Origin of the sequence: Pseudomonas sp. NPDC086566 (assembly GCF_050280885.1) — a bacterium.
Taxonomy (GTDB): domain Bacteria; phylum Pseudomonadota; class Gammaproteobacteria; order Pseudomonadales; family Pseudomonadaceae; genus Aquipseudomonas; species Aquipseudomonas vlassakiae.
Window position 1 is genome coordinate 195,681 of sequence record NZ_JBNNWD010000002.1, and the last position, 11,654, is coordinate 207,334.

At 62.7% G+C, this 11,654-nt stretch carries 13 protein-coding genes; 7 read left to right on the top strand and 6 right to left on the bottom strand.

The window, feature by feature from the left end:
* Nucleotides 1-108 precede the first annotated feature (108 nt).
* Nucleotides 109-1,014: a response regulator gene (locus ACQKPS_RS05110; RefSeq protein WP_427603043.1), complete on the top strand. Its 906-nt coding sequence runs from the start codon at nt 109-111 to the stop codon at nt 1,012-1,014.
* Nucleotides 1,015-1,153: 139 nt separating this feature from the next.
* Nucleotides 1,154-2,056: a peptidoglycan DD-metalloendopeptidase family protein gene (locus tag ACQKPS_RS05115; protein ID WP_427603044.1), complete on the top strand. Its 903-nt coding sequence runs from the start codon at nt 1,154-1,156 to the stop codon at nt 2,054-2,056.
* 2 nt (nt 2,057-2,058) lie between these two features.
* On the opposite strand, the gene ACQKPS_RS05120 is transcribed toward ACQKPS_RS05115, so the two are convergent.
* The 3 genes from ACQKPS_RS05120 to phoB form a co-directional block, all read right to left on the bottom strand.
* Nucleotides 2,059-3,399, bottom strand: a complete 1,341-nt coding sequence (locus ACQKPS_RS05120; RefSeq protein ID WP_054884754.1) for a hemolysin family protein — start codon at nt 3,397-3,399, stop codon at nt 2,059-2,061.
* Between the two features lie 126 nt (nt 3,400-3,525).
* Nucleotides 3,526-4,833, bottom strand: a complete 1,308-nt coding sequence (gene phoR / locus ACQKPS_RS05125; protein WP_283723400.1) for a phosphate regulon sensor histidine kinase PhoR — start codon at nt 4,831-4,833, stop codon at nt 3,526-3,528.
* Nucleotides 4,834-4,881: 48 nt separating this feature from the next.
* A complete protein-coding gene (gene phoB, locus ACQKPS_RS05130) occupies nt 4,882-5,571 on the bottom strand; it encodes a phosphate regulon transcriptional regulator PhoB (RefSeq protein ID WP_003253341.1) in 690 nt (229 codons plus the stop codon).
* Between the two features lie 174 nt (nt 5,572-5,745).
* Here phoB and ACQKPS_RS05135 point away from each other — a divergent pair, with 174 nt between their 5' ends.
* Nucleotides 5,746-6,117, top strand: a complete 372-nt coding sequence (locus ACQKPS_RS05135; protein ID WP_254482325.1) for a COG4315 family predicted lipoprotein — start codon at nt 5,746-5,748, stop codon at nt 6,115-6,117.
* A 94-nt stretch (nt 6,118-6,211) separates the two neighbouring features.
* Here the strand turns inward: ACQKPS_RS05135 and ubiA are convergent, their stop codons facing one another.
* The gene (gene ubiA / locus ACQKPS_RS05140; RefSeq protein WP_254482324.1) at nt 6,212-7,102 is read right to left on the bottom strand and encodes a 4-hydroxybenzoate octaprenyltransferase; all 891 of its coding nucleotides are present in this window, start codon (nt 7,100-7,102) and stop codon (nt 6,212-6,214) included.
* Nucleotides 7,102-7,659: a chorismate--pyruvate lyase family protein gene (locus ACQKPS_RS05145; RefSeq protein ID WP_254482323.1), complete on the bottom strand. Its 558-nt coding sequence runs from the start codon at nt 7,657-7,659 to the stop codon at nt 7,102-7,104. The genes ubiA and ACQKPS_RS05145 overlap by 1 nt, the downstream gene beginning before the upstream one ends.
* Before the next feature lie 113 nt (nt 7,660-7,772).
* On the opposite strand from ACQKPS_RS05145, the gene ACQKPS_RS05150 reads away from it, so the two are divergent.
* From ACQKPS_RS05150 to ACQKPS_RS05165, 4 genes are all read left to right on the top strand, one after another.
* Nucleotides 7,773-7,940, top strand: coding sequence for a rubredoxin (locus tag ACQKPS_RS05150; RefSeq protein ID WP_054884848.1), 168 nt, complete (start codon nt 7,773-7,775; stop codon nt 7,938-7,940).
* Nucleotides 7,941-7,956: 16 nt separating this feature from the next.
* Nucleotides 7,957-9,105, top strand: coding sequence for an NAD(P)/FAD-dependent oxidoreductase (locus ACQKPS_RS05155; protein WP_427603048.1), 1,149 nt, complete (start codon nt 7,957-7,959; stop codon nt 9,103-9,105).
* Between the two features lie 187 nt (nt 9,106-9,292).
* Nucleotides 9,293-9,589 (top strand): HU family DNA-binding protein, encoded by a 297-nt coding sequence (locus ACQKPS_RS05160; protein WP_054884748.1) that lies wholly within the window; start codon nt 9,293-9,295, stop codon nt 9,587-9,589.
* Between the two features lie 146 nt (nt 9,590-9,735).
* A complete protein-coding gene (locus ACQKPS_RS05165) occupies nt 9,736-10,110 on the top strand; it encodes a helicase (protein ID WP_103448459.1) in 375 nt (124 codons plus the stop codon).
* Between the two features lie 123 nt (nt 10,111-10,233).
* Here ACQKPS_RS05165 and ACQKPS_RS05170 read toward each other — a convergent pair whose 3' ends face one another.
* Nucleotides 10,234-11,637 (bottom strand): aminoacyl-tRNA deacylase and HDOD domain-containing protein, encoded by a 1,404-nt coding sequence (locus tag ACQKPS_RS05170; protein ID WP_254482321.1) that lies wholly within the window; start codon nt 11,635-11,637, stop codon nt 10,234-10,236.
* Nucleotides 11,638-11,654: the final 17 nt, after the last annotated feature.

Sequence of the window (11,654 nt, forward strand, 5' to 3'; positions counted from 1 at the left end):
GCAATCAGCAGGCACCCGCGAACGATGCGAAGAAGTCCCGGCGTGACCCTAGAGTTGGCAAGTGGCCACCCTTGCGCGGTAGGCTAGTCGGGTTCAAGAGGAGTATCGATGAGTAAAGTCAATGTGCTGGTCGTGGATGACGCGCCGTTCATTCGTGACCTGGTCAGGAAGTGCCTGCGCAATGCCTTCCCGGGCATGGTCATCGAAGACGCGGTCAATGGTCGCAAGGCCATGGCCATGCTGGCCAAGGAGCCGTTCGACCTGGTGCTGTGCGACTGGGAGATGCCGGAGATGTCTGGCCTTGAGTTGCTGACCTGGTGCCGTCAGCAGCCCGAGATGAAGGACCTGCAGTTCATCATGGTGACCAGCCGTGGTGACAAGGAGAACGTGATCCAGGCCATCCAGGCTGGCGTCTCCGACTTCGTCGGCAAGCCGTTCACCAACGAGCAGCTGCTGACCAAGGTGAAGAAAGCCCTGAGCAAGATCGGCAAGCTGGAGAGTCTGATGGCCGGTGCACCGGCACGGGTGAATTCGGCCTTCGCCAACGACTCGTTGAGCGCACTGACCGGTGGCAAGCCTGAAGCGGCCAAGGTGGCGGCACCTGCTGCTGCCGCCGCGGCCAAGCCTTTGCTCAATGCGCCGAAGCCTCAGACGGCTGCGGCTGCGGCGGCCCAGGTCGGGCGGGGGCAGGGTCAGCTGCGCCTGGCCAGCGGTACCCAGCCCTGCGTGATCAAGGCGCTGAGCCTCAAGGAAGCGTTGTTGGTGGTGCGCCGCTGTGCAGCGCTGCCACAGGTGCTGGAGGGCGCTGTGCTCGACCTGGAGCAGGGTGAGAACGCCGAAGTGGCGCGTCTGAACGGCTACCTGCACGCCATCGCGGCGCTGGAACCCAAGCCAGAAAGTGACTGGCTGCAGCTGACCTTCAAGTTCGTCGACCAGGATGCGCAGAAACTCGACTACCTGTCGCGCCTGATTGCCCGCGGGACCCAGCAGAAGCACTTCACCCCCGGCGCCTAGTTCGGTCGTAGATCGATCCCTGTGGGAGCGGGTAAACCCGCTCCCACAGGTGCGTATATGCCTCCCGACCAACTGTCATACCCATCGCCAACCCCGCTGCTAGTCTTCGACAGACCATACCTGTCAAAAAGCCACCATCATGCCAGCCGCCGCCCGCTTGTTGCTTTTCTGTGCCTTGCTTTCGGCCTCGGCGTCGAGCATGGGCATGACGATCTACAAGACCGTCGACAACACCGGCGTGGTCTCGTACTCCGATCGCTACAGCCCGGGGGCGAAAGCCTTCGAGCTAAGCGAGCCGATCCTCGATCGCATTGATGGCAAGGTGCGCCTGCAGGCCGAAACCTTCCCGGGCGGTGTGCGCTTCATGGTGCACAACGACCTGTACGTGCCGATGCAGGTCGAGCTGCGGATCGACAAGCTGAGCAACGCCTTCGGTGGCAACCAGCCGCGCAACATACGCGCCGTGGTGGGGCCGCGTTCGAGCAAGGTGCTGAGTTCAGTGCTGGCGGCACCCGGTGGCAAATTGCAGTACGCCACAAGCTTTCAGTACGCCATGGGCGATCCTGGCCAGCGCTCTCTCGCCTACCGCTACCCGTTCCCCTGGAAGGGCGGGCCATTCCGCCTGACCCAAGGGCCGAACGGCCGCTTCAGCCACTTCGGCCCCAGGAGCCGCTATGCGATGGACATCGCCATGCCGGAGGGCACGCCGATCATTGCGGCCCGCGGCGGTATGGTGGTGAAGGTCGAGAATGGCCAGAGTGGCCGAGGCAGCAACCCGGCAGGCAATTTCGTGCGGATTCTGCACCCCGACGGCACCATGGGCGTTTACCTGCACCTGATGCAGGGTTCGGTGGTGGTTCGCGAAGGGCAGCAGGTGGTCGTGGGGCAGGCCCTGGCGAAGTCGGGCAATACCGGTAACAGCACCGGGCCCCACCTGCATTTCGTGGTGCAGCGCAATGTCGGGCTGGCGCTGGAGTCGATACCCTTCCAGTTCGACCGTCCGCTGGGCGGGTTGCCAGACTTCACTGCTGGCAACCCCTAGGGTCAGTCGAGCTTGAGCACCTTGGCCAGGACGATCTTCGGGCCTTTCATCTTCTTGATGATGATGCGCAGGCCTTCGACTTCCAGCACTTCCTCCTCCTCAGGCACGCGCTTGAGGGTTTCGTAGACCAGGCCGGCGAGGGTTTCTGCCTCGATGTGGTCGAGGTCGACACCGAGCAGGCGCTCGACCTTGAACAGCGGCGTATCGCCACGTACCAGCAGCTTGCCGGGCTGGTAGGCGAGGATGCCGCGTTCGGTCTTGCGGTGTTCGTCCTGGATGTCACCTACCAGCACTTCCAGCACGTCTTCCATGGTCAGGTAGCCGATCACCTTGCCGTCGGCTTCCTCCACCAGCACGAAGTGCGCGCCGCCCTTGCGGAACTGCTCCAGCAGCTGCGCCAGTGGCATGTGCCGCGACACGCGCTCCAAGGGGCGAGCCAGGTCGTCCAGGTCGATGGTTTCGGGCAGGTGCTCGAGTTCGGCAAGCTCCAGCAGCAAGTCCTTGATGTGCAGCAGGCCGGTGAACTCCTCGCGCTCGGCGTCGTACACCGGATAGCGGCTGAACTTGTGCCGGCGTACCAGGGCGAGGATCTCCTTGAGCGGGGCATGGGCGTCGATGCTGACCATGTCCTCACGTGAGTTGGCCCAGTCCACCACTTCCAACTCGCCCATTTCCACGGCCGAGGCGAGTACGCGCATGCCTTGGTCGCTCGGGTCCTGGCCACGGCTGGAGTGCAGGATCAGCTTGAGTTCTTCACGGCTGTAGTGGTGTTCGTGGTGCGGGCCGGGTTCACCCTGGCCGGCAATGCGCAGGATGGTGTTGGCGCTGGCGTTGAGCAGGTAGATGGCCGGGTACATGGTCCAGTAGAACAGGTACAGCGGCACGGCGGTCCACAGCGACAGCAGCTCGGGCTTGCGGATCGCCCACGACTTGGGCGCCAGTTCGCCGACCACGATGTGCAGGTACGAAATGACGAAGAAGGCAACAAAGAACGACACCGCCTTGACCACTTCGGCGCTGTCCACGCCCAGGTAAGCCAGCAGCGGTTCGAGCAAGTGGGCGAAAGCCGGTTCACCGACCCAGCCCAGGCCGAGCGAGGCGAGGGTGATGCCCAGCTGGCAGGCCGACAGGTAGGCGTCGAGCTGGTTGTGTACCTTGCGCAGGATGCTGCCGCGCCAGCCATGCAGTTCGGCAATGGACTCGACGCGGGTGGCGCGCAGCTTGACCATGGCGAACTCGGCGGCAACGAAGAAGCCGTTGAGCAGCACCAGCAGGAAGGCAAAGATGATCATGCCGAAATCGGCGAATAACGAGGCGAGGCTGATACCAGGGGAAGGGTCCATGATGGGGTTTTTACGGGGTCCGTCTTCGAGAAAGAGAAAAAAAGTGCCAGCTCTTGCTGGCACAGGGGATCCAATGTAGCGGCTGGGGCAGCAAAAGCAAAGGGCTGCAAGGCAGCCCTCGATACCTCAGGCTTTGCCGTTGGCCAATTGCGCCGGCCCGAAATGACAGGTGAAGGTGCTGCCATGCCCCGGCACGCTGCTGATTTCCAGCTTGCCACGATGGCGCATCAGCACGTGCTTGACGATCGCCAGCCCCAGGCCCGTGCCGCCAGTATTCGACGCACGGCTGGAGTCGACCCGGTAGAAGCGTTCGGTCAGCCGCGGCAGGTGCTTGGCGTCGATACCCACCCCGGAATCCTGCACCGACAGGTGCGCGCCGTGCTCGTCACCCCACCAGCGGATGCGGATGGTGCCTTCATCCTGGGTGTACTTCACGGCATTGAACACCAGGTTGGAGAAGGCGCTGCGCAGTTCCGATTCACTGCCCTTCAGGCGCAGCCCTGGCGCGGCTTCCAGGGTGATTTTCTGGTTACGTGGCCCGGACAGTGCCTGGGCATCCTGCTTGATCGCGATGAGCAAGGCATCGACCGCCACCGGCTGGTTATCCGACGGGTAGTCAGTGGCTTCCAGCTTGGCCAGCAACAGCAGGTCGTTGAGCAGGGTCTGCATGCGCGAGCCTTGCTGGTTCATCTGCTGCAGCGCCCGGGCCCAGCGCGGGTTGACGTCCTCGACGTTGTCCAGCAGGGTTTCCAGGTAGCCGGTGATCACCGTCAGCGGCGTGCGTAGCTCGTGGGAGACGTTGGCAACGAAATCCTTGCGCATCTGCTCCAGCTGGTGGATGCGGGTGACATCGCGCACCAGCATCAGGTGTTCATTGTTGCCGTAACGGGTGATGTGCAACTGCACGCGCAGGCGGTCGTTGATCGGTGAGGGGATTTCCAGTGGTTCGACGTAGTTCTGCGCCTCGAAGTATTCCTTGAAGCGCGGGTGGCGTACCAGGTTGGTGACCGGCTGGCCGCCGTCCTGGGGGGTCTTGAAGCCCAGCAACGTCTCTGCGGCACGGTTCCACCACTCCAGGTTGCCATCGCTGTCGAGCATGATCACCGCGTCGCGCAGTGCCGCAGTAGACTCCTGCACCCGGTCGATCACCGCCTGCAGGCGCCCGCGCACGCGCTGGTCGCGGCGTTGCAGATGGTAGATGCTGTCGAACACCTCGCCCCACAGGCCGTAGCCATCGGGCGGTGCTTCGTCGGGCTGGTGGTTGCGCAGCCAGTCATGCAGGCGCAACAGCTGCTTGAGTGTCCAGCCCAGATAGAGCGCCAGGCCGATGGCCAGGCTCCAGCCGTAATAGCCGCTGACCAGGCCGCCGATCAGGCAGACAGTGATCAGCAGCAACAGGTGGCGAATCAGGGTCGCGTGCCAGTTCTGGTTCAATTGACGGTCCTTGTACAACGACGTGCAGCTTGGCGCTTGTCGGCTCGATCAGCTCTTGGTCGAGAAGCGGTAGCCAGTGCCCCGGACGGTTTGTACCAGATTTTCGTAGGCCTCACCCAGTGCCTTGCGCAGGCGACGGATGTGCACGTCGACGGTGCGCTCCTCGACATACACATTGCCGCCCCACACCTGGTCGAGCAGCTGGCCACGGGTATAGGCGCGTTCCTGGTGAGTCATGAAGAACTGCAGCAGGCGGTATTCGGTAGGGCCCATCTCGGCCGGCTTGCCGTCGATGGTCACGCGGTGGCTGATCGGATCGAGCAGCAGGCCGCCGACTTCGATTGGCGCTTCGCTGTCGCTCGGGCCGGTGCGGCGCAGTACCGCCTTGAGCCGGGCTACCAGCTCACGGGGCGAGAACGGCTTGGTGATGTAGTCGTCGGCGCCGACTTCCAGGCCCTGGATCTTGTTGTCCTCTTCGCCCTTGGCAGTGAGCATGATGATCGGGATGTCGCCGGTCAGTTCGTCGCGTTTGAGGCGGCGTGCCAGCTCGATGCCGGAGGTGCCCGGCAGCATCCAGTCGAGCAGGATCAGGTCTGGTTTGCGGTCGACGATGATCGCGTGGGCTTGCTGGGAGTTTTCGGCTTCCAGGCAGTCATAGCCGGCCATTTCCAAGGCAACGGCGATCATCTCGCGAATCGGTGCTTCGTCGTCGACGATCAGAATGTTTCTGCCAACCATGCTCAAAACCTCTCCCGGGAATCGTGTCTTGGCCCGCATTAGATAACGGAATTATTGCAGCTGTGTGACAGGGTGTTGGCCGTTCTGGCGACATTCCATGACTGGGCTAGGCTTCACAGGGCCGCCGTGGCGGCAAACAACACGCAATCCACCCCCGAATTCATGGTGATTCCAATGACACGACATACGCTGAGCTGGATGGCCCTTTTCGCTGCACTGGCGCTGCCGGGGGTGGCGTCCGCCCACCATGCCATGGAGAAAGACGGCATGTGGGTCGACCACAATGGCATGACGCTGTACACGTTCGACAAGGATGCCGGCGGCAAGTCGATGTGCAATGGTGAGTGTGCAAAGAATTGGCCACCGTTGATGGTCAAGAAAGAGGATGAAGCCCCGAAAGACAAGTGGACCCATGTCACGCGCGACGACGGCTCGATGCAGTGGGCCTATGACGGCAAGCCGCTGTACACCTTCGTCAAGGACAAGAAAGCCGGTGACATGACCGGTGACGGCATGAAGGACGTCTGGCACGTCGCCAAGCCTTGAGATAGCTGGGGCCGCTTCCACAAGGTCCTGCATAAGCCGGTCGATGTGGGAGCGGCCTTGTGCCGCGAATGGGCTGCAAAGCAGCCCCGGTGGCTCAGCGCAATGCGTAATCCAGCACCACCCCGATGAACACCAGCAACCCCGCCCAGTGATTGTGCAGAAACGCCTTGAAGCACGATTCGCGGTCCAGCTTGCGTGTCGACCAGTATTCCCAGGCAAAGCACGCCGCCGCTCCCAGCAGCCCCAGGTGGAACCAGCCACCCAGCTCGAAGCGGCTGCCCGCCAGCAGCAGGCAGCCCAGTGACAGTAGCTGCAAGGTCAGGATGATCGCCCGGTCCGCCTCGCCGAACAGGATCGCGGTCGATTTCACCCCGATCTTCAGGTCGTCATCGCGATCGACCATGGCGTAGTAGGTGTCGTAACCCACTGTCCACAACAGGTTGGCGATGTACAGCAGCCATGCACTGGCGGGCAACTCGTCACCGGCCGCGGTAAAGGCCATGGGAATGCCCCAGGAATACGCGGCGCCCAGCACCACCTGCGGGTAATAGGTGTAGCGCTTCATGAATGGGTAGCAGAACGCCAGCGCCACTGCGCCGAACGATAGCCAAACGGTCCGGCTGTTGGTGCACAGCACCAGCAGGAAGCTCACCCCGACGAGGATGGCGAACAATGCCAGCGCCTCGCGCGACGTGACCCGGCCGCTGGCCAGCGGCCGGTCGGCGGTGCGTTTGACATGCCCATCGACCTTGCGGTCGGCGAAGTCGTTGATGCAGCAACCCGCAGCGCGCATCAGCACCACGCCAAGGCCGAAGATCAGCACGTTGGCCAGGGTGGGCGAGCCGTGCCCGGCGATCCATACCGCTGACAGGGTCGGCCACAGCAGCAGATAGATGCCGATCGGCCGATCCATGCGGCTGAGCTGGACAAAGTCCCAGGCTCGGGGGTGCAGGCGGTTGAGCGACTTGAGCAGTTGCAGGTACATCAGCGGTTTTCCTCCTTGGCCGCTTGCCACAGTGCAGGCAGGAAAACTTCGGCCACCAGCAGGTCGAGGCCGTTACGGGCGAAGCGCGAGCGGCGCCCCCAGAGCCCAGCTTGCGAGGCATCGGCTGGCAACCAGCCTTGTGGATAACGGCACACCTCGATCGGGTGGCGGATGAATGCCTGGTCGCAGAACAGCAATTCGCCCAGCGAACGGCTACCCAGGGTTTCCAGGTCCAGCCCGCCGCGTTCCAGGGCGCTGCGGCTGGCCACGCTGCGGGCAAACACCCAAGGCTCGCCATGCCCGCGCAGGAACACTTCGCGCACCCAGCCTTCTGCACCTGGCGCAAGGTTCAGGGCCCCGCATTCGTCATCGCGCAGCGGTTGCCAGCCTTCGAACAGGGGGGTGACGCTGAAGTGGCCCTGGGACAGCTGGGTGAGGCGCCGAGTCAGGGAGCCTTCGTCGAACAGCCAGTCCAGGGTTGGCTGGTCGGTTCCAGTGGCCAGCTGTGAATACGGCAGCCACGCGACAGCGGCTGCTTGCGGGGATTCGTACGACACGTCGGTATGCTTGATTACAGCCAGAGAGGCGGCGAGCTTAGCATGATTGCCTTGAGTGCTTGCATAATGCCGGGCTACAACAAAGCCTGATCGACACCGAGGAAAATGACCTGATGAAAAAGTGGCAGTGTATTGTCTGTGGCCTGATCTATGACGAAGCCGAAGGCTGGCCGGATGACGGCATCCCGCCTGGTACCCGCTGGGAAGACGTACCGGCAGACTGGCTGTGCCCTGACTGCGGTGTGGGCAAGAGCGACTTCGAAATGATCGCCATCGGCTAAAAAAGGAAGGCAGCGCATGACGTCCCCCGTGGTAATTATCGGTACCGGCCTGGCCGGCTATAACCTGGCACGTGAATTTCGCAAGCTCGATGGTGACACGCCGCTGCTGCTGATTACCGCCGATGATGGCCGGTCCTACTCCAAGCCCATGCTCTCCACGGGCTTTGCCAAGCAGAAGGACGCCGATGGCCTGTGCATGGCCGAACCTGGCGCGATGGCCGAGCAGCTCAAGGCCGAGGTTCGCACCCATACCCGCATCAGTGGCATCGATCCGGGCCACAAGCGCCTGTGGGTTGGCGAAGAGGCAATCGAATATCGCGACCTGGTACTGGCCTGGGGGGCGCAGACCGTGCAGGTGCCAGTCGAAGGTGATGGTGCCGGGCGGATTTTCCCGATCAACGACCTTGAAGACTATGCGCGCTTCCGTGCTGCGGCGGCGGGCAAGCAGCGGGTGCTGATTCTCGGCGCCGGCCTGATCGGGTGCGAGTTTGCCAACGACATGCGTCTGGGCGGCTTCGAGGTCGATGTGGTGGCGCCTTGCGAGCAGGTGATGCCGACCTTGTTGCACCCGGCTGCCGCCGCTGCCGTGCAAGCCGGCCTGCAAGGGCTGGGCGTACGCTTCCACCTCGGCCCGGTGCTGGCTCGCCTGCAGCAGGCAGGAGAGGGGCTTGAGGCGCACCTGTCCGATGGACAAGTGATCATCTGCGACCTGGTGGTCTCGGCCATCGGCCTGCGCCCGCGTACCGACCTTGCCGCTGCTGCCGGCTTGCAGACCAACCGCGGCGTGGTAGTGGATCGTCAGCTGCGCACTTCGCACAGCAACATCTTCGCCCTTGGCGACTGTGCCGAAGTCGACGGCATCAACCTGCTGTACGTGATGCCGTTGATGGCCTGCGCTCGTGCCTTGGCGCAGACCCTGGCCGGCAACCCGACCCAAGTCAGCTACGGGCCGATGCCGATTACCGTGAAGACCCCGGCTTGCCCACTGGTGGTATCACCGCCGCCACCGGGCCGTGAAGGCAATTGGCAGGTCGAAGGGCAGGGTAGCGACCTGAAATTGCTCTGCCATGCCGCCGACGGCCAGTTGCTCGGCTATGCCCTGACTGGCAGCGCCGTCATGTCAAAACTTGCGCTGAATCGGCAGTTGCCCGCTCTCATGGCGTAAATAGCTGGCGTTCTGTCGGATTTATCCTGTTGTTGCCTGCACAATGGCCGCCCAGATACTGGCGCGGCCTTGGTGGGCGTGCCATTCTCAGTTCCGTCTGCCGCAGATTAGAGCCTGCGGTGCCTTGAACGCTGCTTCAATGGCAGCACGGCATAACAACAAGAAATCCCGTCAAAGAGGCTTCACTATGCGTAAACCAGAACTCGCCGCTGTCATTGCCGAAAAGGCTGACCTGACCAAGGAAAAAGCCAACCAGGTGCTGAACGCCATTCTCGACAGCATCACCGGTGCCCTGGACAAGGACACGGTTACCCTGGTCGGTTTCGGTACCTTCGAAAAACGTCATCGTGGTGCCCGCACTGGCAAGAACCCGCAAACCGGTCAACCGGTGAAGATCAAAGCCAGCAACACCGTTGCCTTCAAGCCTGGCAAGAACCTGCGCGACAGTGTTAACACCCCCGCCAAGCCAGCCAAGAAAAAGTGATCCACTGCTGACCTCCAGAGTCATCCAAACGGGCGCCTCAGGGCGCCCGTTATGCATTCTGGAGACTAAATGTCGCGAACTTGCGTAATTAGTTCAGGAAAAGGATAAACTCCGTACTTCAGTCATTTTTTACTCGAGGCGCGTTGATGAAGTTTCGCTTTCTTCTTTGGGCCATGGGGCTGCTGATGGCCAGGGCCAGCCGCAACAACCCGGCGTTTCAGCAGCAACTCAAGGACAAAGACCTGGTGTTCCAGATGCAGACGCTGGACGGCAAGGTAGCGCGGCACTTCATCGTCAGCGGTGAGCGCATCAGCAGCAAGGGTGGCAGCCATCCGCAGCCGGCCTTCGCCATCGCCTTCAAGGACGCCGCCTACGGCTTTGCCACGATGCAGGCGAGCAACAAGCAGCTGGCGTTCATGCAGGGCATTCAGGACAAGAACATCCAGATCAAGGGCAATCCGGCGCTGGTGATGTGGTTCCAGGGGCTGATGAAGTACCTGAAACCCAAGAAGAAAGGCTGAAGAACGACTGACTCGTCCGCCGTGGGAGCGGGCTTGCCCCGCGAACACCGGCGAAGCCGGTGCCATACACCGAGGCGCCTGCTTCGCGGGTCAAGCCCGCTCCCACAAGGGTCTCAGTCAGCTTTAATGGGGGGCGTTGAGCTGCGACGCCAGGTCACGCAGCAAAGCCTCGGCTTCGAGTACCTTGTTCACCACATCCTCCGCCTTGTCCCGGGTGATCCCCACACGCTCCAGCAGGTCCTCGGGAATCTGCTCCTGAGGCCCCGAGCCGATGCCCCGCGAGCGCAGCAGTCGGGTCGCCAGGCACACCAGGTTCGGGTAGGCCGAAAACTCGCCTTCATACGTCGGATCATGCTGGAAACGCAGCGCGGTCGACAGCTCTTCCGGCATGTCCCACAGCTTCATCAGCCAAGCGCCGATCTGCTCGCGGCTGATGCCCAGCAGGTGTTGTTCCACGTAGGTGTGGCACAGGTGCGGGTTGACCTCGAGGTGGCGGCAGATCAACGAGAAATGTGGCGGGAATACGTGCGCCAGCAACAGGTAGCCGAAGTTGTGCAGCAGCCCCGCCAGGTAGGTCAGGCCAGCCTCCGGACGCTCGGCACGTGGCATGGCGCGGGTCAGGCCTTCGATGATGGCCGCAGTGTAGATCGACTGCTGCCAGTACGGCGTGGCCTGCTGCGGGTGGTCCTTGGGCAGGCTCAGGGTTTTGCCCAGCGCCAGGCCGAGTGCCAGGTTGATGACCAGGTCGAAGCCCAGGACGCGGACGATGGCGTCTTCCACCGAACGGATCTTGCCGGGTGAGGCGTAGTAGGGCGAAGCGGCCCAGCTGACCACCTGCGCGGCCAGGGCCGGGTCGGTTTCGACCACGCCGGTGATGTCATCGATGCTGGCGTTGGGGTCGACCCGCAGCTTGATGATCTTTTGCGCCGTATCGGCCAGTGGCGGGATCTCGATGGTTTCTTCCAGGCGCTTCTGGATGCGCCGGGCCGTGAAGGCCTGGACCGCCAGGGTGATTTCCCTGGAATCGTCATCCGGGCGATCGAGGTTGGGGCGGATGTCGCGCACGGGCTGGCCGAAACTGCCGGCGCTGGCCTTGGCGAGCATGCGCTTGAAGTCATTACGGTGAATCTTGAGCAGCAGGCCGGCTTCACCAGACTGGATGAACAGGTGTTCGGCGTCGAGCAGTTTGCCTTCGTACAGGCAAGGCGAGCTGGTCAGGGCCGGAATGGCCGGCAGGGCCTTGAGCTTGTGCTTGTCGAGCATCTGCCTGAGGCGTGGCAACGGCACGGCCTTGAGCTTGCGACCGGTCAGCTCTTCGAGGCGGTTGAGGTCCAGGAGCTTGCTCTGCGGGAACAGTACCAGCAGGGCGCCAATCTCGTCATCGAGCAGGATCGCCTGCACCCGGGACGCGGCCGGTAGCGCTGGATGTTCCGCCACCTCTTCAAAGGCAACGTGCAGTTTTTCGAGCAACAGCCGGATTACAGACGGTGCGTGCGGGGTTGCAGTGTCCAGGGCAACTTCAGTCATGGTCTGTATCCACTCGT